The following is a 21,918-nucleotide window of genomic DNA, read 5'->3' as shown; positions in this document are numbered from 1 at the left end:
CCGGGGGCTGACAGCCCCNGGCGGCAGGCGACCTGATGGAACATCTGCCCCTGGATCTGCCCGATAACCCCAAACTAGCCGGCAATATCACCCATTTCGCCCGTGCCCTGCGCCGTGCCGGGCTGCCCATTGGCCCCGGCCGCGTGATTGACGCAATCCGCGCGGTAGAGGTGGCGGGGTTCACCGACAAAACTGATTTCTACTGGACCCTGCACGCCTGCTTTGTGAACCGTCCTGAACACCGGACCATCTTTGCGCAGCTCTTCCGGCTTTATTGGCGCGACCCGCGGTATCTGGAGCATATGATGGCCGCGATGCTGCCCGCGATCCGTGGCGTCCAAGAAGACCGCCCCGCCCAAGCCGCCGAGAAACGCGCGGCAGAGGCGTTGCTGGACGGTGCCGAAGCGCCGGAACGCGACCGCGAAGAACCGCAAGACGAGCGCGAGACAGAGATCGAGGTCGATGCCAGCCTGACCATGTCCTCGCAAGAACGGCTGCGCAGTCTTGATTTCGAACTGATGAGCCTCGCAGAGGTGGCGGAGGCCAAAAAGATGTTGGCGCGGTTGCGCCTGCCGGTCAAACCCGTGCCGTCCCGCCGGGCCATGACCTCCCCAAGGGGGCGGATCGACGCGGGGCGCAGCCTGCGGGCCGCGCTGCGCCGGGGCGGGGAGATGGACAAGCTGGTGCTGAAAACCCCGCGCCCACGCTATCCCAATCTGGTAGTGCTGTGCGATATCTCCGGGTCCATGAGCCAATATTCCCGCATGGTGCTGCATTTCCTGCATGCGGTGAGCAATGCCAAGGGCGCGGGGTGGGCGCAGGTGCATGCGTTTACCTTTGGCACGCGGTTGACCAATATCACCCGCCATCTGGCGACACGCGACGTGGATGCAGCGCTCAAGGCGGCGGGGGCAGAGGCGCAGGATTGGGAGGGAGGCACGCGCATCGGGGCCTGTATAGAGGCGTTCAACCGCGACTGGTCGCGGCGGGTCATGGGGCAGGGTGCGGTTGTGCTGTTGATCACTGACGGGCTGGACCGCGATGCGCCCGATGATCTGGCGCGACAGATGCAGCGGTTACATCTGTCCGCACGTCGGCTGATCTGGCTAAATCCGCTGCTGCGGTGGGACGGGTTCGCGCCCAAAGCGGCGGGTATCCGGGCGATGCTGCCCTTCACCGACAGCTTTCGGGCCGGTCACTCGATCGCGTCGTTGCAAGAACTGGCAGAGGTGATCTCCCGCCCCGATGACCGGGGCGAGAAAACGCGATTGATGCAGATGATGGGGGCGACCCCTTAGGCGAAGGTTCCGGCAAAAGCCCCGCGATAGGTCGCCGACAGGTCAGCCAAAGGCGCTTTGACGCCGCCGAAGTTCACCTGATCCCCGCCGAACTTGCCGACGCTTTCCAGATGCAGACCGGCGTTTTGCGCGGCGATCATCAGGGCTTCGGCCTGATCGAAGTTACAGGCGATCAGATAGCGGGCTTGATCCTCGCCAAACAGAACCTGCGTATCGGCAGAATCCAGGGTCACGCCGACGCCGGCCTCGTCCGCCAGTTCAAAGGCTGCCAGTGCCAGACCGCCGTCCGATAGGTCGGTGCAGGCTTTGATCAACGCGCGGTTGGCACGGATGAATTCACCGTGGGCCTTCTCCAGCGCCAGATCGACATGGGGGGCGTCGCCATCGCGGCGGTTGAACACTTCAAGCAGCAGGGCGGATTGTCCGATGTGCCCTTCGGTGGCCCCCAGAACCAAAGCGACATGGCCCTCGCGGACCTCTTTGCCGATGATCTCGTCCGTATGTTTAAGCAGGCCGACCGCGCCAATGGTGGGGGTGGGCAGAATGCCTTTGCCGTCGGTTTCGTTATACAGCGACACGTTGCCCGATACGATCGGCATGTCCAGCGCGGCAACCGCTTCGCCGATGCCTTTCAGCGCGCCGACGAACTGGCCCATGATCTCGGGCTTTTCGGGGTTGCCGAAGTTGAGGTTGTCGGTGGTCGCCAGCGGCAGTGCCCCCACGGCACAGAGGTTGCGGTAGGCTTCGGCCACGGCCTGTTTGCCGCCTTCGACAGGGTTCGCCTTGACGTAGCGGGGCGTCACATCCGAGGTAAAGGCGATCGCCTTGTCGGTGCCATGCACGCGCACGATGCCTGATCCCAGACCGGGGGTGCGGGCGCTGTCGCCCATGACCATCGTGTCGTATTGTTCAAACACCCACGCTTTGGACGCGTAGTTCGGGCTGGAGATCAGCGCGCTCAGCCCGTCGATGGGGTCGATGCCGGGGACATCCGACAGCGGTTCGGCTGGGGGTGTCTCGACATAGGGGCGGTCGTATTCGGGCGCGTTGCCCGAGAGCGCTTTAAGCGGCAGGTCGGCTTTGACCTCGCCATTGTGCACGATCAGGAAACGGTCCTCGGCAATTGTTTCGCCTACGATGGCGAAATCGAGGTCCCATTTGTCGAAGACGGCCTTCGCCTCTGCCTCAAGCTCGGGGCGCAGGACCATCAGCATCCGTTCCTGGGATTCCGACAGCATCATCTCGTAGGCGGTCATCGCGTGTTCGCGGGTCGGTACTTTCTCAAGATCAAGGCGCACACCAAGGTTGCCCTTGTCGCCCATTTCCACGGCCGAACAGGTCAGGCCTGCGGCGCCCATATCCTGGATCGAAATCACGGCACCGGTCGCCATCAGTTCTAGCGTGGCTTCCATCAGGCGTTTTTCGGTGAAGGGGTCGCCGACCTGAACGGTGGGGCGTTTGTCTTCGATGGTGTCGTCGAACTCGGCCGATGCCATCGTCGCGCCGCCCACGCCGTCGCGGCCAGTTTTCGCACCAAGGTAAACGACTGGCATGCCAACGCCGGAAGCGGCGGAATAGAAGATCTTGTCGGTGTCGGCCAAACCCGCAGCAAAGGCGTTCACCAGGCAGTTGCCATCATAGGCGGTGTCAAAACGCACTTCGCCGCCCACCGTGGGCACGCCAAAGCAGTTACCGTAGCCGCCCACACCCGCGACCACGCCATGCACCAGTTGGCGCGTCTTGCGGTGGTCGGGCGACCCGAAGCTAAGAGAGTTCATCGCCGCGATCGGACGCGCGCCCATAGTGAAGACGTCCCGCAGGATGCCGCCCACGCCAGTTGCCGCACCCTGATAGGGTTCGATGTAGGACGGGTGGTTGTGGCTTTCCATCTTGAAGACCAGCGCTTGGCCATCGCCGATATCAACGATACCCGCATTCTCGCCCGGGCCGCAGATCACCTGTGGGCCTTCGGTCGGCAGGGTACGCAGCCATTTCTTCGACGACTTGTAGGAACAGTGTTCGTTCCACATGGCCGAAAAGATGCCCAGTTCGGTAAAGGTGGGTTCGCGCCCGATGATATCCAGAATACGCTGATATTCTTCGGCATTGATGCCGTGGCTGGAAATCAGGTCTTGGGTGATGGCTGGTTCGGTCATGGTGCGCGTTTTCCCCTAGCAATATGCCACACCTCTTAGATCAAGCGCAGCGCGGGGAAAAGACCTAAGGCTCGTGAAGGGCTCTAGCCAAAAAAAAGGCCGAGCACGAAGCTCGGCCNAGTCCAACAGGGAGGTATGAAGTAGCGGCGCGGAGCCGCCCGTCTTCATACCGCCCAANTAAGTGGCGTTNGTGCACGGTTCAAGGATGGAATCGTTAATATGTGACATGTCCGATATGCGGTTTTCGCATAGCTAGTGGGACTCTTTCTCGCGCAGCAGTTTGCGGTGGGTAATGATCTCGTCCTGCACGAAGTCTTTAAAGGCCGCGACCCGCTTGGAGGCGCGCAATTCNTCGGGGTAGGCAAGGAATACGGGCACATCCGCCGACTCGGTCTCTGGCAGAACTTGCACCAGATCGGGGAAGTCTTGCATGAGGTAGTCGGGCAGTACGCCGATCCCGAGGTTGTTGATCACCGCTTGCAATACGCCAAAGTAGTTGTTCACCGTCAGCATCGACCGCACGTCATGCATCATAAGCTGCTGGATCAGGTTCAGACCCGCATGCACCTGNTTGCTGTCNGTGTTCTGGCAGATCAGACGGTGGTCCGACATATCCTCAAGCCGCTGGGGCGTGCCGTTCGCCGCAAGATAGGCGGGCGAGGCGTACATGCACATCTTGATCATCATCAGCTTCTTGCGCACCAGATCGGCTTGCGACGGCTCTTTCATGCGGATGGCGACATCGGCTTCGCGCATGGGNAGGTCAAGGACGCGTTCTTCGAGCATCAGGTCGACNTTGAGGTCGGGGTATTTCTCGTAGAGCTTCGGCAGACGCGGGGCCAGCCATAGGGTGCCAAAGCCCGTGGTNGTGGTGACACGCAATTCGCCAAAGACTTCTTCCTCGCTGTCGCGGATGCGCGCAGCNGCGGTATCAAGCCGTTTGGACATNGCGACGGTGGCGTCGAACAGCAGCTCGCCTTGTTCGGTCAGGATCANGCCGCGTGCNTGGCGGTGGAACAGGTTGGTATTCAGCTGCTCTTCCAGTCCGCGGATCTGGCGGCTGACGGCAGATTGCGACAAATTCAGCTTGTCGCCCGCATGGGTCAAGCTGCCCGCGTCCGCCACGGCGTGAAATATTCTGAGCTTGTCCCAATCCATGAGGACTACCTTTATAATGAGCGCAGTGTTCGCAAGAACGGTCATCTTTGCGCGTTTTACAGTTTAAAAACAACCCTCCGACGCGGCGCATCGGTATATGTGCGGTTATCTTATCACGGATAGATCGGGCGGAGGTGCAAAAGATCAAGCCCCGCGCCTTGGCGCTTTATGACCTAGGGTCAGACACAACGCTAGACAGGTCAGCTTTTGTGACCTAGTGTGATGCCATAGCTATTGATTGCACGTAGGGGAGGACGCGCTATGGGTACGCAAAAAATTTCACTAACTGACCGGTATGACCTCGAGAAATCGCCCGTGTTGCTGAACGGCACGCAGGCGTTGGTGCGCCTGACGATGATGCAGGCGGCACGGGACAANGCGGCAGGGTTGAATACCGCCGGATATGTGACCGGATATCGTGGATCGCCACTNGGGGCCGTTGACCTTCAGATGGACCGCGCCGCCAAGACNCTGGCCGCGCATAACGTCGTGTTCGAACCGGGCCTGAACGAAGANCTTGCCGCTACGGCCCTATGGGGCAGCCAGCAGGCAGAATTGCGCGGTGAGGGNAAGTACGACGGNGTGTTTGGCCTGTGGTACGGTAAGGGCCCGGGTGTGGANCGCTCTGGNGATGTNATGCGTCACGCGAATATGGCGGGCTCGTCCGTGAACGGTGGTGTTCTGATGGCCATGGGGGATGACCACACGGGTGAATCCTCTACCGTNTTGCACCAGTCCGAATGGGCGATGGTGGATGCCTATATGCCCGTCGTCAGCCCCGCCGGTGTGCAGGAGATCCTTGATTACGGTATCTATGGCTGGGCGCTNAGCCGTTTTAGCGGNCTNTGGGTCGGGCTCAAGACGATGAAAGACACCGTAGAGGCGACATCGGTCGTGAATGGTGACCCGAACCGAATGNAGCTGGTCACCCCGCAGTTCGATATGCCNGANGGNGGGCTGAACATTCGTCTGCAAGACACGCCGCATCTGCAAGAAGCGCGNATGATCGACTATAANCGNTNTGCCGCAGAGGCGTTTAGCCACGCCAACAAGATGGACAANCGCATGTGGGGCAAGCGCGGGGCCAAGATCGGCATCGCGGCNGCCGGCAAGAACTGGCTGGATGTGATCCACGCCATGAGCTTGCTGAACATCGACGAGAACGAAGCCGAACGTCTGGGGATCACGCTCTATAAGATCGGGCAGACCTTCCCNCTGGATATGAAGGGGTTCCATNNNTGGGCCGAAGGGCTCGATCTGGTGATCGTCGTGGAAGAGAAGCGCAAGCTGATCGAGGTGCAGATCAAAGAGGCNNTGTTCTCGGATACGCATCGCCGCGTCTATGGCTGGCACAAAGGCGGNGGTGCCGGGATGGAGCATGGCGAAGAGCTGTTCCCCACCCGTGGCGCNCTGGACCCGATCTGGATTGCCGAAAAGCTGGGCGGTATCTTTATCGAGGAAGGCCGGACCACCGATGGCATCAAGGCGGGTATGGAAGCGCTGGATACCGCGCGACGTGCCGANAACGCCGAAGACATCGCCGCGCGTGTGCCCTANTTCTGTTCGGGCTGTCCGCATAACTCATCAACCAAGCTCCCAGAGGGGAGCCGCGCCTACGCCGGGATCGGNTGCCACTATATGGTGCAATGGATGGANCGCGAGACAACCGGCTTTACCCATATGGGAGGNGAAGGNGCGAACTGGATCGGTGAATCCAAATTCTCGACACGCGACCATGTGTTCCAGAACCTCGGGGACGGGACATACAACCATTCGGGTAATCTGGCGATCCGTGCGGCCATCGCGGCCAAGACGAACATCACCTACAAGATCCTTTATAACGATGCCGTTGCCATGACCGGTGGCCAGCACAACGAAGGCGATCTGGACGCGCCGCGTATCGTGGCAGAGGTGAAGGCCATGGGCGTCAAGAANATCGCCGTGGTCTATGACGANAAAGAAGACGTAGACGAAAAAGCCTTTGGCGACGTGCCGATGTACGAGCGTGCAGACCTGCAGACCGTGCAAGAGAANTTCGCCAAACACAAAGGCGTCAGNGTCATCGTCTATATCCAGACCTGTGCCGCCGAGAAACGTCGCCGTCGCAAACGGGGNNTGTTCCCNGATCCCGACAAGCGCGTGTTCATCAATACCGATGTCTGCGAAGGCTGCGGGGATTGTGGNGTGCAGTCCAACTGCGTCTCGATCGTGCCCGAAGAAACAGAACTGGGGCGCAAACGGGCGATTGATCAATCCTCGTGCAACAAGGATTTCTCGTGCGTCAAAGGGTTCTGCCCGTCCTTCGTGACGCTGGANGGGGCCAAGATCCGCAAGGATCCCACGACAGAGGTCAAGATTCCCGACCTGCCCATGCCGACCCTGCCGGCGATCAATGGCACGCATAACGTGGTGATCACCGGTGTCGGTGGGACCGGCGTTGTGACCATCGGTGCCGTGCTGGCGCAAGCCGCGCAGATTGATGGCAAGGGCGCTGGGATGATGGAGATGGCAGGCCTTGCCCAAAAGGGCGGTGCCGTACATATCCATTGCCGTATTGCGAACCGTCCCGAAGACATCAGCGCCATTCGCGTGGCAACGGGTGAGGCGGATGCGTTGATCGGGGGTGATCTTGTTGTCTCTGCCGGGACCAAGACGCTTGGCCTGACGCGCGCTGGGCGGACGGGGGCGGTTGTGAANTCGCANCAGATCATCACGGGCGAGTTTACCCGCGATACCGAGTTCCAGATGCCCTACGACCGGCTCACCCTCGCGCTTGAGGCGCGGCTCAAGGATGACGTCGCGCTGTTTGATGCCTCTGATTTGGCGAAGGCGACGCTGGGGGATTCGATCTATTCGAACATGATGATCTTCGGCGCAGCGTGGCAGCAGGGGTTGATCCCGCTGTCGCTGGACAGCTTGCAACAGGCGATCACCTTGAACGGTGCCGCGGTCGAGCGGAACTTGCGTGCGTTTGAACTGGGCCGTTGGGCCGTGCTGCACCCCGAAGACGCCAAGCGCGTGATGACGCCCAATGTCGTCGCCCTGCCGAAGACGCTGGATGAACGGATCGCCTTCCGCAAGGACCACCTGATCGCCTATCAGGGCAAGCGGCTGGCGAAGCGTTATGGCACCATGGTGGACAGCATTACCGACGCGCGCCTGAAAGAGGCCGTGGCCTTGGGCTANCANAAGCTCNTGTCCTATAANGATGAATACGAGGTCGCGCGCCTGTTGAAATCCACCCGCGCCAAAGTGGCAGAGGCCTTTGAGGGGGATCCCAAGCTGACCTTCAACCTTGCGCCNCCGATCCTGTCGAAAACCGGCGCGGATGGCCGTCCGATGAAACGGACCTTTGGCGCGTGGATGGAGGGGCCGTTCAACATGCTGGCGCGGATGAAGTTCCTGCGCGGCACGCCNTTCGATCCCTTTGGNCGCACCGAAGAACGCCGGATGGAGCGGTCCTTGATCACGCAATACGAGGCCGACATGAAGGANGTTCTGCCCAAGCTGACTGATGCAACCCACGACGCGATTGTCGCCTTGGCANAGCTTCCCTTGCAGATCCGCGGCTTTGGNCCGGTNAAACAGGCGAATGAAGCCAAGGCCGCAAAGCGGCGCGAAGAGCTGCTGGCCGTCATCCGGTCAGGGGGCACGCAAACCTCGCGCGCGGCAGAGTAGGCAGAGTAGGCTGAATAGGCTGTCTGTCACGCGACTGTCATGATCCACTGCTAGAGGGCAAGGCAAAGCCCGTGAAAAGGAACCGACCTTGACCCTCTTGCAGCCCGATCTTCGGCCNCTGACAGCGCGTGACATCAGCTATGCCTATTCCGCCAAATCGCGGCCCGCGCGTGCCTTCATCCGCCTGATGGAGAATAGCACAGGGCGGTTGGGGCTGATGAAACGCGCAACCGGCTATGAAGACGACATGGCGCGCGGGATGGGNTTCTTTGACGTGATGGTGCAGCGCTANGGGCTGACGCTTGANGTCGTGGGNGGCAGTCTGGCGAANATCCCTGAAACGGGGCCTGTCATCGCGCTGGCGAACCATCCTTACGGTATTCTGGACGGGTTGATGCTGGGGCATATGTTGGCGCGCCGCCGGGACGGGTTCAAGATCATGGCNCATTCGGTNTTTAACCGCGCNCCCGACCTGAACCGCCATNTNCTGCCGATCAGTTTTGACGAGGACAAGGCCGCACTGGCGCTNAACCTGCGCACGCGCAAGACCGCGCTGGAGTATCTGGGGCAGGGTGGCGCGGTTGGTATCTTTCCGGGGGGCACCGTCAGCACCAGCGCACGGCCGTTTTCGCGCCCCATGGACCCGGGCTGGCGCAGCTTTACCGCCCGCATGATCGCGAAATCGGATGCCACCGTCGTGCCGATCTACTTTGACGGCCACACCAGCCGCTTGTTCCAGATTGCCAGCCATCTGCATCACACCCTGCGCATGGGNCTGCTGATCAAGGAATTCCGCAAACGGCTCGACACGCCCGTGCGCGTGGTCATNGGCGANCCCATCGGCAGAAACGTGCTGGACCCCATGGCAAAAGACGCAAAAGCTATGATGGATTTCCTGCGCAAAGCGACGTATGAGTTGTCACCAGACCCGGCAAAATCCTTTGATCTGGGGTTTGAATTTGAAGATCGGCATCGTGCCGACAGGTGACGGCAAGGTGTTATGGCAGTTGGTATTTTCGATTCTGGGCTAGGCGGGCTGACCGTTTGGGATGCCGTGCAGGCGCAGCTACCGGATGTGGATTTCGTGTATTTGGCCGATAGCGCCCATGCGCCCTACGGTGTGCGTAATGCGGATGACATCTATAACCTGACCACTGCTGCAACCCAGCGTCTGTTTGATGCGGGCTGCGATCTGGTGATCTTGGCGTGCAACACGGCCTCTGCCGCGGCGCTACGCCGGATGCAGGAAGGGTGGATCCCGTCGGACAAGCGNGTGTTNGGCGTCTTTGTGCCGCTGATCGAGGCGATGACAGAACGCCAATGGGGCGACAATTCCCCCCCGCGCGAGGTGGATCTCAAGCACGTGGCGCTGTTTGCGACGCCCGCAACGGTGGCAAGCCGTGCGTTCCAGCGTGAACTGGCCTTTCGGGCGATCGGCGTCGATGTCGAAGCGCAGGCCTGTGGGGGTGTCGTGGATGCGATCGAGGACGGTGACTTCATCCTNGCCGAAGCGCTGGTGCGCAGCCATGTGGACGCGCTGAAACGCAAGATGCCCGCGCCCGAAGCGGCCATTCTGGGTTGCACCCATTACCCGCTGATGCAGGAAACCTTTCAGGANGCGCTTGGCCCCGATGTCAAAGTGTTCAGCCAAGCCAATCTGGTCGCCCATAGTTTAAGCGACTATCTAAAGCGTCACCCCAATATGCTGGGCACGGGCGAGGCGGCTTTCCTGACCACGGGCGACCCCAAAAAGGTCAGCAGCCGTGCCACGCAATTCTTGCGACGACCCTTGACCTTTCAAGCGGCCTAACACGTATTTGCTAACACTTTCCGAACGGAACCCGACATGACCCATAATATCGCCATTCTTGGTGCCTCCGGCTATACCGGAGCCGAGCTGATCCGGCTGATCGCTGGCCATTCCTCTATGCAGATCAAAGCTTTGGGGGCAAACTCCAAGGCGGGGCAAACCATCGCAGAGGTGTTTCCACACCTGCGCCATCTCGACCTGCCCGCATTGGTCACCATCGAAGAGATCGATTTCTCGGAGATTGACCTGTGCTTTTGCGCCTTGCCCCATAAAACCAGCCAAGAGGTCATCGCGAACCTGCCTAAAGACCTGAAAATCGTCGATCTTTCTGCGGATTTCCGGCTGCGCGACCCCGAGGCCTACGCCAAGTGGTACGGCAACCCCCATGCCGCGCTGGAGCAGCAGAAAGAGGCGGTCTATGGCCTCACCGAATTCTACCGCGAAGAGATCAAATCCGCGCGTCTTGTGGCCGGTACGGGCTGCAACGCCGCCACCGGCCAGTTCGCCCTGCGCCCCTTGATCGAAAAAGGCGTCATTGATCTGGACGACATCATCCTTGACCTCAAATGCGCCGTTTCCGGTGCGGGGCGGTCGTTGAAGGAAAACCTGCTGCATGCAGAATTGTCCGAGGGGTATCATGCCTATTCTCTTGGCGGGACGCACCGCCATCTGGGTGAGTTTGATCAGGAGTTTTCCGCCATTGCCGGCCGTCCGGTCAAGGTGCAGTTCACCCCGCATCTGGTGCCCGCCAACCGCGGGATTTTAGCGACCGTCTATGTCAAAGGCGATGCCGAGGTGATCCACAAAACACTTGCCGCGGCCTATGATGCAGAGCCCTTTATCGAGGTGCTGCCCATGGGGGAGGCCCCGAGCACGCGCCATATTCGCGGGTCGAACTTCTGTCATATCGGCGTGGTGGCAGACCGGATCGACGGCCGCGCCATTGTGGTTGCCGCGCTCGATAATTTGACCAAGGGCTCCAGCGGGCAGGCGTTGCAAAACGCCAACCTGATGTTAGGTATTGACGAGGTCGAGGGGCTGATGATGGCTCCGCTATTTCCCTGAGGGCGCATGAAAAGTATTAAAAAACAAAGGCGTATCCAGATCATCGGCGTCGCGGTCGTGGCGCTTGTGCTGTCCACGGCGCTGATTGGATATGCCATGCGCGACGGGATCAACTTTTTCCGCGCNCCCAGTCAGGTGATCGCCGANCCCCCCGGCCCGNCAGAGGTTTTCCGCATCGGTGGCCTGGTTGAAGAGGGCAGNCTTGTGCGCGGGGATGGTCTGACGATCCGCTTTTCCGTGACCGATGGCGGCGCGGNTGTGCCTGTGACCTACAGCGGNGTATTGCCCGATCTGTTCGAGGAAAATCAAGGCATGGTAGGGACAGGNCGTTACATCAACGGCACCTTCGAAGCGACTGAAATCCTTGCCAAACATGACGAGACCTANATGCCGAAAGAGGTCGTCGACGCCCTGAAAGAGCAAGGCGTTTATGTTGCCCCCGAGGGGTGATGCGTACGGGCCTGCCGGGTTTCGTTAACATCTGAGACGTCATTCTTGCAGCAGTGCAACCTGCAAGAAGGGCCAATTTGATGCAAACTGTTGAGGAAATTGCAAAGTCCATCGTCGCGCGTGAGGGGGGCTTTGTAAACGACCCCGATGATCCGGGCGGGGCAACGAACCACGGCGTCACCATCCACACACTGCGTCGGCTGGGGCTGGATGTGAACCGTGACGGCGCAGTAAATCTCGCCGATGTTCAAGAGCTTACTCAAGATCAAGCGACCGAGATATTCATCACCCATTACTTCCACAAACCCAAGATCGCNCAGNTGCCCNGTCCGCTCCAGCCCTCTGTTTTCGACATGTACGTGAATGCGGGGGCGAATGCGGTGAAGATTCTTCAGCGATTGTTAAGAGATATGGGGTTTGATGTGGCCGTGGACGGGGTGCTTGGACCGCGAACGCTTGGCGCTACGGGGCGCGCCTATGCCGCTGCACCTGCGCAGATGGTGGACGCCTACGCCGTCGCGCGGCGCAACTATTACTTTGGGCTGGCGGATCAGCGCCCCGCAAGTCGCAAATACGCCCGCACAAGGGCCGGAAAGAAGGGAGGATGGATCAAACGGGCAGAGGAATTCATGTCACCGCGGTACCATCTGAGCATCCGTGACTTTAACGAAAGGGTCGCGGCATGGGGATGATTGATACCGCGCTTGCACTAGTCTTTGGTGACGGCCGCAATGTGGTGCGCGACACGGTCGAGGTGTTTCGCGCCAATGCGGAAAAGACGGCCGGCCGTGATGCGACCGCGCGGGAACAGGCTATGGTGCAATTTGGGGCGGAATTCGCTGTGCCCCGCAANGGACGGTTTGACCGTTTCATGGACGGGCTGAACCGGCTTCCGCGTCCAGCGCTGGCGCTTGGTACCTTGGGCTTGTTCATCGCGGCGATGGTTGATCCGGTCTGGTTTGCCAGCCGGATGCAGGGCGTGTCGCTGGTNCCAGAGCCGTTATGGTGGCTTCTGGGGGTTGTCGTGTCCTTTTACTTTGGCGCGCGGCATCAGGTAAAAACNCAAGAGTTCCAACGCTCTATCGCGCGCACCATCGCGCAGACACCAACGGTGATGCGGCATATCGAAGAGCTGGAAACGCTNCGTGTTNATGGTGTTGAAGAAGGGGNNNTGCGGGATCTGGAAGGCGTATCTAGCGCAGTGCGCGACAGATCGGACAACGCGGCGCTTGCGGACTGGCGCAGGGNTGCGGGGTAACTGNCNCAGAGTTGCAGGCTAAGGGGGNCCCTGCGACGCTTTGCNGCGCACAGTCGTGTGATTTCGCGGTNAATNGGCATGGTATGGGGCGGNGCNCCGCTCTATGATCGGGGTATGATTACAGAGCTCGGACATTTCGCCCTTATCCTCGCCTTCGGCGTTGCCATCGTTCAGATGGTCGTGCCCCTGATCGGTGCCCATAAACGCTGGCCCGGGTGGATGGCTGTGGCAGANCCCGCCGCCGGGGCGCAATTCGCCCTGACATTGCTGGCGTTTGGNGCGTTGATGTGGGCCTTTGTCACCTCTGATTTCTCGCTGCGGTTGGTGGTGTTGAANAGCCACTCNATGAAGCCGCTTTTGTATAAAATCAGCGGTACTTGGGGCAATCATGAAGGCTCAATGCTGCTGTGGGTGCTCATTGTCTCGCTATTCGGGGCGATGGCCGCGTGGTTCGGGGGCAATCTGCCGCCGACTTTGCGGGCGCGGGTTCTTTCTGTGCAAGCCGCAATCGGTGTGGCGTTTTTTGCCTTCATCCTGTTCACATCCAACCCGTTCTTGCGGCTGGCGACGCCACCTTTTGACGGGCAGGATCTGAACCCGCTGCTGCAGGATCCAGGGCTCGCCTTCCACCCGCCGTTTTTGTATTTGGGGTATGTCGGCCTTTCGATGACCTTCAGCTTTGCCGTTGCCGCCTTGATCGAAGGGCGGATTGATGCCGCTTGGGGCCGGTGGGTGCGCCCTTGGACCCTGGCGGCGTGGGTGTTTTTGACGATCGGCATCGCGCTCGGGTCCTGGTGGGCCTATTACGAACTTGGCTGGGGCGGGTTCTGGTTCTGGGATCCCGTTGAAAACGCTAGCTTTATGCCTTGGCTTCTGGCGGCGGCGCTGCTTCATTCCGCCATCGTTGTAGAAAAACGCGAAAGCCTGAAAAGCTGGACGATCCTGCTTGCGATCCTGGCTTTTGGCTTCTCGCTGATCGGGACGTTTATCGTCAGGTCCGGGTTGCTAACCTCGGTCCACGCCTTTGCGAATGACCCCGAACGCGGCGTGTTTATCCTGATGATTATGGCGTTTTTCATGGGCGGTGCTCTGGTTCTGTTCGCGGCGCGCGCCAGCGCGTTAGAGGCGAAAGGCGTGTTCAGCATGGTCAGCCGAGAGTCGGCTTTGCTGGTAAATAACGTATTGCTCGCCGTTGCCTGTTTTGTCGTGTTCATTGGCACGATGTGGCCGCTGCTGGCGGAGATGTTCTTCGACAGAAAACTGAGCGTTGGCCCCCCGTTTTTTAACGCCGCCTTTACACCTTTCATGATTATGCTGGGGCTGATCCTGCCGATCGGGTCGGCGATGCCTTGGAAGCGTGCGGTGATTTCGCGGGCGCTAAAGCCGCTACGCTACGCCTTCGTATTGGCGATTGCGATTGGGGGGCTTGCCTACGCGATGCAGTCGGGGCGCAGCTTGCTGGGTCCGCTCGGGTTGTTCTTGGGCGCGTGGATCGTGATGGGCACCGTTGTTGATCTGTGGGGGCGCACGGGGCGCGGTAATAACCGGCTGCGCCGGCTTGGGCGGTTGCCGCGCGCGGATTGGGGCAAGATGGTGGCCCACGCCGGCCTTGGGGTGACCATGGCTGGGGTGGCTGGCCTAACGGCGTGGTCGATTGATGACATCCGCGCCGTTCCGCTGGGGGAATCCTACGATGTGGGGCGCTATACCGTGCAGCTGGACGATGTCACCCAGAGCCAAGGTCCGAACTATACGGCGACGACCGGCAGCGTGACATTGTTCCACGACGGGGAAGAGATTGCGCAGTTGCGACCGGAGAAACGCTTTTATCCCGTGGCGCAGATGCCCACGACCGAAGCGGCGATCGACTATAATCTGCTGCGCGATGTCTATGTCGTGATCGGGGATGAACAGGCAAATGGTGGCTGGGTGGTGCGCACTTATGTCAAGCCGCTGACCAACTGGATTTGGATCGGCTGTGCGCTGATGGCCCTTGGTGGCGTGTTAAGTCTTTCGGACCGGCGCTACCGCGTTGCGGCAGGGGCGGCGAAATCAAAACCGGTGCCTGCACAATGAGGGCGCTGATCCTCGCCCTGATGTTGCTTGTAGCACCTGTGCTGTCGGTTGCGCCGACCTGGGCCGTGCAGCCGGACGAGGTGCTCTCGGATCCTGCGCTTGAGCAACGCGCGCGGAGCTTGTCGAAAGGGTTGCGTTGCCTGGTGTGCCGCAACGAAAGCATCGACGAAAGCAATGCCAGCCTTGCGCGCGACCTACGTATCCTGCTGCGCGAACGTCTGGTGGCCGGCGATAGCGACGAAGAGGCGGTCGCTTATATCGTCGACCGCTATGGTGAATATGTCCTGCTCAACCCGCCTGCGCGGGGATCGACCTGGGTGTTATGGGCGGCGGGGCCGCTGATGCTATTGATCGCGGCAGGGGTCGGGTTTGGATACCTGCGCGGTCGTGCGAAGGCACCGTCCGTCGAACAGGCCCCGCTCAGCGCACAAGAACAGGCGCGGCTGGACGACATTCTGAAGCGATAACGCGGGGTTTCACTGGCGGTGGCCTGTCGTATGGGTAAGGTGCGGGGGAAATCTAGATGAGGAACCCGCGCCATGGACTATCAAACCCTGACCTATGAACTGACCGACGGGCTGGCCGTGGTCACCATGAACCGCCCCGACAAGATGAACGCATTGACCACGCAAATGCGGGCAGAGATCGAGCACGCGTTTACCCAAGCGGGCAAAGACGCGCGTTGTGTGGTCATCACCGGTGCCGGTCGTGCGTTTTGCACCGGTCAGGATCTCAGCGACAGCAGCAGCAAGGGCTCGCTGGATCTGGAACGCACCCTGCGCGAGGAATACGGCCCCATGCTGCGGGCGATCACCAACTGCCCTGTGCCAACGATCGCCGCGGTCAATGGTCCTGCGGCGGGGGCAGGGGCGAACCTCGCACTGGCTGCGGATGTGGTCTTTGCGACGGAATCTTCTTATTTCCTGCAAGCATTTACGCGCATTGGTCTGATGCCCGATGCGGGCGGCACCTATACGTTGCCCCGCCAGATGGGCACGGCCAAGGCTATGGGCGCGGCCTTGTTCGCGGATAAAATCTCTGCCCGTCAGGCGGATGACTGGGGGATGATCTGGGAAGCGGTGGCTGATGCCGCGTTTGACAACCATTGGCGTGCCAAGGCGGCGCATCTGGCGCAAGGACCGACCGCAGCCTATGCCGCTGCCAAGAACGCCATTCGCGCCAGCTGGGACAATACGCTGGAGGATCAGCTGTCGCTAGAGGCGCAGGAACAAGGAAAATGCGGGCAATCACGTGATTTCAAAGAGGGCGTGATGGCCTTTATGCAGAAACGCCCCGCAAGCTTCGAGGGCCGCTAATCCCGCTAGACCGAGCGTTCGACCAGCAACACGTCATCGGGGTTGAGGGTCGGACGCGAGGCGCTGGCAACCACGGCCACCGCTATCCCGTCGGCGAGCACCGTGTGCACGCTGCCTGACACTTGCTTGACCGTGATCCGCGGCGGCGTCTGGCCCTTGTCATAGACCACCGCGATCTGGTCACATTTCTGTTCGATATCATGCACGAACGATCCCTGCGGCGCGGGGTGATGCCGTGCGGTCTTGCAGCTTAGACTGGTCGCGTTATCCCATTGCAGGCGAGGCCGAGGGTCGTTCATCCGGTCATCCTTTCCGCAGGGGGCAGCGGGCGTATTGGGGTCTGCTGTGCATCGCACAGGGTAAACCTGCGCTGAATTGACGATGAATCTGGGATGATCGGCGCGGTTGGTCAATCAATTTTGACCATTATGCGCAGCTTGGAAACAACAACACAAAACTGCCATATTTCGGACCTTATGGTTTCGAAATGGGGAAAAGTGAGTTGAAACAGTGGGCTGGAAAGAGGCGCTTTGATCACGGGGCGCTTTTGGGCGGGCTTTCAGGTGATTCTCTTTGTCCTGGGTTTCAGGCAGCAGCAGCCCACCCTGAAACGCAAAACGCCCCGCCGTGAGGGCGGGGCGTTTTGACTAATGTACTGACATTCAGCGCTTTTCGATATCCACATAGTCGCGTGGTGTTTCGCCAAGATACAGCTGACGGGGACGCCCGATTTTCAACTGAGGATCGCTGATCTGCTCTTTCCACTGCGAGATCCAGCCGACGGTCCGTGCCAGCGCAAAGATCGGCGTGAACATCGACGTGGGGAAACCCATCGCTTCGAGGATGATGCCCGAGTAGAAATCGACGTTCGGGAACAGCTTCTTCTCTGCGAAATACGGATCCTCCAGCGCCTGTTTTTCAAGCTCTTTAGCGACCTGCAGGATCGGGTTGTTTTCGACACCCAGCAGCTCAAGCACTTCGTCCGCGCTTTCTTTCATCACGGTCGCGCGTGGGTCGTGGTTCTTGTAGACGCGGTGACCAAAGCCCATCAGGCGGAACGGGTCGTTCTTGTCCTTGGCACGGGCGATGAATTCAGGGATGCGGTCCGGTGTGCCGATCTCTTTCAGCATTTCCAGACATGCCTGGTTCGCCCCACCATGCGCCGGCCCCCAAAGGCAGGCGATGCCAGCAGCGATACAGGCAAAGGGGTTCGCCCCAGAAGAGGACGCCAGACGCACGGTCGATGTCGATGCGTTCTGTTCGTGGTCTGCGTGCAGCGTAAAGATGCGGTCCATCGCGCGGGCAAGGATGGGGTCGACGACATAATCCTCGGCAGGGACGGCGAAACACATGCGCAGGAAGTTACCGGCATAGTCTACGTCGTTGCGCGGATAGATGAACGGCTGACCGATGGTGTACTTATAGGCCATCGCGGCAATCGTGGGCATCTTGGCGATCAGACGGATCGTTGCCACTTCACGCTGGTGCGCGTCGTTGATGTCGGTGCTGTCGTGGTAGAAGGCAGACATCGCGCCCACAACGCCGACCATAATCGCCATCGGGTGTGCATCACGGCGGAAACCACGGAAGAAGTTGATCATCTGCTCGTGGATCATGGTGTGGTTGGTCACCAGATTTTCAAACTCTTCCAGCTGCGCGGCAGAGGGCAGTTCGCCATACAGCAGCAGGTAGCACACTTCGAGGTAGTGGGATTCGCTGGCCAGTTGGTCGATCGGATACCCACGGTGCAGCAACACGCCTTCGTCACCGTCAATGAAGGTGATCGTGCTGTCACAGGCCGCTGTCGAGGTGAAGCCAGGGTCATATGTGAACACATTCGCCTGAGAGAACAGCTTGCGGATGTCCACAACATCCGGGCCCGCCGACGGGGAATAGATCGGCAGTTCAAAGCTGTTCCCGTCGATGGTCAACGTTGCGGATTTTGTACTTTCGGCCATGAAGTCCCTTCCTATCGTTTTATCGACGTGCGTTATGCCGTCGACTGGGGAGATACCGAAACGGTCCGCCCCTCAGTTATTGTTGAGCATATCAGGAATATGCTTTTGCATATCTTAGATAGCCGCATCGTTTAAACGGGCAAGGCTTTCGTCACGCCCAAGTACCAGCATCATATCGAAAACTGATGGGGTTGCTGCCCGCCCGGCGAGTGCTGCGCGCAGCGGCCCCGCCAGTTTGCCGAATTTGGTGTCCCGAGCGGCGGCAAAGCCGTTCAGCGCCTCCTCCAGCGTTTCTCTGCCCCAAGTAACATTCTGCAACTGCGGCGTCAATTCAGTCAGCATACCACGGGATACATTGTCCAAGTGCTTGTCTGCCTTCTCGTCCGGTTGGATGGGGCGTTCGGCGAGGATAAACTCAGCTTTTTCAAGAAGATCAGGGAATTTCTTCGCGCGATCCTTTAAGCAATACATCGCCCGCTCCAACCCGTCAGCTTGCGCATTTGTGAGCGCGGGCAGGCCGGCAGCGGTCAAATAGGCCTCGATCTCGTGCCGCAATGCAGCATCATCCGCCGCGGCGATGTGCTGCCCGCAGATGTTTTCCAGCTTCTTGAGGTCGAATTGCGCGGGGCTTTTGCGGATACCGTCCAGATCGAACCATTCTTGCGCTTGGGCATCGGTGAAGAATTCGTCGTCCCCATGGCTCCACCCCAGACGGGCGAGGTAGTTGCGCATACCGGCCGCGGGAAAGCCCATGGCCTGATACTCCTGCGCGCCCAAAGCGCCGTGACGTTTCGACAGTTTCTTGCCATCCGCGCCGTGGATCAGCGGGATATGCGCCCAGACGGGAACGTCCCAGCCCATGGCGTTATAGATCATCATCTGGCGCGCGGCGTTGTTGAGGTGATCATCCCCGCGGATCACATGGGTCACGCCCATGTCATGGTCATCAACAACAACGGCCAGCATATAGACGGGCGTACCATCGGAACGTAACAGCACCATGTCATCAAGCTGGTCGTTCCCGATCACCACGTCGCCCTGCACCGCGTCGCGGATGACGGTTTCACCCGTCAACGGGGCCTTGATCCGTACGACATAGGGGGCGTCGGGATGCGTTTCCGGCGCGGCGTCACGCCAGGGTGATTGGTACAGGGTGCTGCGCCCCTCGGCCTTGGCCTGATCCCGGAACGCGGCGATTTCTTCTTGCGAGGCAAAGCACTTATAGGCCTTTCCTTCGGCAAGAAGCTGCAGCGCCACCTCGGCGTGGCGGGGGGCGTTTTCGAACTGGCTGACCACGTCACCGTCGTGATCCAGTCCCAGCCACGCCATGCCCTGCAGAATCGCTTCGGTCGCCTCGGGGGTGTGGCGCTGGCGGTCGGTGTCTTCGATACGCAGCAGGAATTTACCGCCCCGACCGCGTGCATAAAGCCAGCTGAACAGCGCCGTCCGCGCGCCGCCGATGTGCAGATAACCGGTAGGAGACGGGGCGAAACGGGTAACGACAGGCGTTGTCATGGGCGGAGGATCCTTTGCAGCAGAAGTTCACGGAAAACGCCCGTTCGGGGTGCCGTTTATCATTTGCTAACTCCTTTGGAGATAGCGTCCCCGACTATCTACCCAGTGCAGAGAACGGGGGCAAGTATGGGGCTGTTGTCCTATATGGCGCGGAGCATGCGCGCACAGCGGGGGCATCTGATCGGCTGGGTGCCGGTGTGTCTGGCCGTGGGGATCGGCTGCTATTTTGCGCTGCGGGTTGAGCCTTCGCTGACCGTCCTGCTTTGGGTCGCGGGCGGGGCGGCGCTGCTGGGGGCGGCGGCCTTTCTGGCGGGCGAGGTCGCGGGGCCTGTGGTGTTGGGCGCGGCCTTGGTGTTGCTCGGTTTTGATCTGGCGGCGTGGCGTGCTCATGCTGTCGGCGGGCCGGTGCTGGGGTGGCGCTATTACGGCCCGATCGCGGGGCGCGTCGTGGCGGTGGATCGCAGCCAGTCCGATGCCTTGCGGCTGACGCTGGATCGGGTTGTGCTGGAACGGGTCTCTGCTGCGCGCACGCCGCTGCATGTGCGCGTGTCCTTGCATGGCGACAGGCGCTTTGACGCGGATATCACGCCGGGGTTGGGGGTGATGACCACGGGGCATCTGTCGCCGCCAAGCGGCCCGATCGAGCCTGAGGGCTTTGATTTCCAACGGCATGCATGGTTCGCGGGCTTGGGCGCTGTGGGGTACAGTCGCACCCCCTTACTGGCGGCGACACCGGCTGGGGCGGGGCATGGCGGGCTGGCGGTCTTTCGGGCGCGCATGGCGGCCTCGGCCCGGATTCAGCGGATCTTGCCGGGTGATATCGGCGGGTTTGCCACGGCGATCACCACTGGCGACCGCAGCGCCATCAGCCAAGACGCGCTGCAGGATCTGCGCGCCAGCAACCTTGCGCATCTATTGGCGATCTCGGGCTTGCACATGGGGTTGCTGAGCGCGGTGGTCTTTGGCGCGTTGCGGATCGTGCTGACGTTGGTGCCGTGGATCGCGCTGCGCTGGCCCACGCGCAGNATCGCAGCNGCNGGNGCGCTGGTGGCGGCCAGNGGCTATCTGCTGTTGTCGGGNGGNAATGTCGCAACCGAACGCGCGTTNATCATGGTCGCNGTGGCCCTTGGCGCGTTGATCATCGGGCGNCGGGCGCTGACCCTNCGGGCNGTNGCNATTGCNGCNACGATCGTATTGGTCCTTCGGCCAGAGGCATTGACGGGGCCGGGGTTCCAGATGTCCTTTGCCGCCACAACGGGGTTGGTTGCGATCTTTGGCTGGTTGCGCAACGCCGAGGTCTCGCTTGGGCCGAAGTGGCTGGCACCGGCTGTGGCGACGGTGATTTCCTCGGCTGTGGCNGGGGGCTTTACCGCGCCCATCGGGGCGGCCCATTTCAANACNATCGCGCANTATGGCTTGNTCGCGAACCTNNTGTCGGTCCCGCTGATGGGGGTCTTGGTGATGCCGGCCGCCGTGGCGGCCTTGGTCATGGCACCGCTGGGGCTAGAGTGGATCCCCCTGCAGGTCATGGGCGCAGGGTTGCGCTGGATCTTGCTGGTCGCGCAGGGCGTGGCAGAGATCGACGGTGCGCAGGGTCATGTGGCCGCCCCCGGCCCTTGGGTGCTGCCGCTGCTGGCGCTNGGGTTTTTGTGGNTGTTGCTGTGGCAGGGTTGGTTGCGATTTGCCGGTNTGGGAGCCGTGATTGCGGCGGGGGTATTGTGGCACGGTGCCGAGCGTCCGACGGTGCTGATCTCGGACACCGGCAGTCTGGTGGGGGTGATGANCCCCACGGGCCGTGCGCTGAGCAAGGCNAAAGGCGCAGGCTTTGTCGCGCTCAACTGGCTGGAGAATGACGGCGACGGNGCCGATCAGGNCCNNGCNGCNGCGCGTTGGCCNANAAGGNCAAAGATCGGGGNACGNGAGGTNATCCACCTGTCCGGCAANCGCGCGCGGGCGGCGTTCGGGGCGTGCCGTGCGGATCAGATCATCGTGCTGTCAGTTGTGCCNGANCCNCCGCTGACGGGCGGCTGCGATGTGTTTGACCCCGACCGGTTGCGATCCACGGGGGCAGTCGCACTCANCCTCGACAACGGGCGGGTCACNATGCAAACGGCCCGCCAAAAGGCGGGCNCGCGGNTGTGGACGNCATGGCCCAAGGACAGNCCNNCGCGGTAGCAANC

General features: G+C 60.8%; 17 protein-coding genes. 12 read left to right on the top strand and 5 right to left on the bottom strand.

Annotated elements, in window-relative coordinates; all coding sequences use genetic code 11:
* Window positions 1-35 precede the first annotated feature (35 nt).
* Window positions 36-1,298, top strand: coding sequence for a vWA domain-containing protein (locus CBB63_RS14510; protein ID WP_286699651.1), 1,263 nt, complete (start codon window positions 36-38; stop codon window positions 1,296-1,298).
* Here CBB63_RS14510 and purL read toward each other — a convergent pair.
* Together purL and CBB63_RS14500 are read right to left on the bottom strand one after the other, a co-directional pair.
* Entirely contained in the window at window positions 1,295-3,454 is a 2,160-nt protein-coding gene (purL, locus tag CBB63_RS14505) for a phosphoribosylformylglycinamidine synthase subunit PurL (RefSeq protein WP_286699650.1), read from the bottom strand. The genes CBB63_RS14510 and purL overlap by 4 nt on opposite strands.
* Window positions 3,455-3,706: 252 nt before the next feature.
* A complete protein-coding gene (locus CBB63_RS14500; protein WP_286699649.1) occupies window positions 3,707-4,612 on the bottom strand; it encodes a LysR family transcriptional regulator in 906 nt (301 codons plus the stop codon).
* A 261-nt stretch (window positions 4,613-4,873) separates the two neighbouring features.
* Here CBB63_RS14500 and CBB63_RS14495 point away from each other — a divergent pair, with 261 nt between their 5' ends.
* From CBB63_RS14495 to CBB63_RS14450, 10 genes are all read left to right on the top strand, one after another.
* Window positions 4,874-8,290: an indolepyruvate ferredoxin oxidoreductase family protein gene (locus CBB63_RS14495; protein ID WP_286699648.1), complete on the top strand. Its 3,417-nt coding sequence runs from the start codon at window positions 4,874-4,876 to the stop codon at window positions 8,288-8,290.
* 88 nt (window positions 8,291-8,378) lie between these two features.
* Window positions 8,379-9,278 (top strand): lysophospholipid acyltransferase family protein, encoded by a 900-nt coding sequence (locus CBB63_RS14490; RefSeq protein WP_286699647.1) that lies wholly within the window; start codon window positions 8,379-8,381, stop codon window positions 9,276-9,278.
* A gap of 12 nt (window positions 9,279-9,290) precedes the next feature.
* Window positions 9,291-10,100, top strand: a complete 810-nt coding sequence (locus CBB63_RS14485; RefSeq protein WP_286699646.1) for a glutamate racemase — start codon at window positions 9,291-9,293, stop codon at window positions 10,098-10,100.
* 36 nt (window positions 10,101-10,136) lie between these two features.
* A complete protein-coding gene (gene argC / locus CBB63_RS14480) occupies window positions 10,137-11,165 on the top strand; it encodes an N-acetyl-gamma-glutamyl-phosphate reductase (RefSeq protein ID WP_009824820.1) in 1,029 nt (342 codons plus the stop codon).
* A 6-nt stretch (window positions 11,166-11,171) separates the two neighbouring features.
* Entirely contained in the window at window positions 11,172-11,615 is a 444-nt protein-coding gene (ccmE, locus tag CBB63_RS14475; protein WP_286699645.1) for a cytochrome c maturation protein CcmE, read from the top strand.
* Between the two features lie 80 nt (window positions 11,616-11,695).
* Window positions 11,696-12,307: a holin-associated N-acetylmuramidase gene (locus CBB63_RS14470; protein WP_286699644.1), complete on the top strand. Its 612-nt coding sequence runs from the start codon at window positions 11,696-11,698 to the stop codon at window positions 12,305-12,307.
* Window positions 12,298-12,873: a holin family protein gene (locus tag CBB63_RS14465; protein WP_286699643.1), complete on the top strand. Its 576-nt coding sequence runs from the start codon at window positions 12,298-12,300 to the stop codon at window positions 12,871-12,873. The genes CBB63_RS14470 and CBB63_RS14465 overlap by 10 nt, the downstream gene beginning before the upstream one ends.
* Window positions 12,874-12,987: 114 nt before the next feature.
* Window positions 12,988-14,949 (top strand): heme lyase CcmF/NrfE family subunit, encoded by a 1,962-nt coding sequence (locus tag CBB63_RS14460; protein ID WP_286699642.1) that lies wholly within the window; start codon window positions 12,988-12,990, stop codon window positions 14,947-14,949.
* Window positions 14,946-15,416, top strand: a complete 471-nt coding sequence (locus CBB63_RS14455) for a cytochrome c-type biogenesis protein (RefSeq protein WP_009824815.1) — start codon at window positions 14,946-14,948, stop codon at window positions 15,414-15,416. The genes CBB63_RS14460 and CBB63_RS14455 overlap by 4 nt, the downstream gene beginning before the upstream one ends.
* A 72-nt stretch (window positions 15,417-15,488) precedes the next feature.
* The gene (locus CBB63_RS14450) at window positions 15,489-16,265 is read left to right on the top strand and encodes an enoyl-CoA hydratase-related protein (protein ID WP_009824814.1); all 777 of its coding nucleotides are present in this window, start codon (window positions 15,489-15,491) and stop codon (window positions 16,263-16,265) included.
* A 5-nt stretch (window positions 16,266-16,270) separates the two neighbouring features.
* Here CBB63_RS14450 and CBB63_RS14445 read toward each other — a convergent pair whose 3' ends face one another.
* From CBB63_RS14445 to gltX, 3 genes are all read right to left on the bottom strand, one after another.
* Window positions 16,271-16,564, bottom strand: a complete 294-nt coding sequence (locus tag CBB63_RS14445; RefSeq protein ID WP_005853859.1) for a hypothetical protein — start codon at window positions 16,562-16,564, stop codon at window positions 16,271-16,273.
* A 363-nt stretch (window positions 16,565-16,927) separates the two neighbouring features.
* Window positions 16,928-18,223 (bottom strand): citrate synthase, encoded by a 1,296-nt coding sequence (gene gltA / locus CBB63_RS14440; protein WP_009824812.1) that lies wholly within the window; start codon window positions 18,221-18,223, stop codon window positions 16,928-16,930.
* Between the two features lie 114 nt (window positions 18,224-18,337).
* Window positions 18,338-19,738: a glutamate--tRNA ligase gene (gene gltX, locus CBB63_RS14435; RefSeq protein ID WP_286699641.1), complete on the bottom strand. Its 1,401-nt coding sequence runs from the start codon at window positions 19,736-19,738 to the stop codon at window positions 18,338-18,340.
* Between the two features lie 126 nt (window positions 19,739-19,864).
* Between gltX and CBB63_RS14430 the strand changes: the two genes are divergently transcribed.
* Window positions 19,865-21,913 carry a ComEC/Rec2 family competence protein gene (locus CBB63_RS14430; protein WP_286699640.1) on the top strand — a complete coding sequence of 683 codons (2,049 nt, stop codon included), beginning with the start codon at window positions 19,865-19,867 and terminating at the stop codon, window positions 21,911-21,913.
* Window positions 21,914-21,918 lie beyond the last annotated feature (5 nt).

The organism is Sulfitobacter sp. TMED3 (genome assembly GCF_002167505.1).
GTDB classification, from domain to species: Bacteria; Pseudomonadota; Alphaproteobacteria; order Rhodobacterales; family Rhodobacteraceae; genus Sulfitobacter; species Sulfitobacter pontiacus.
Note: the sequence above shows the minus strand (reverse complement) of the source record. Positions and strands in the feature narration are given on the sequence as shown.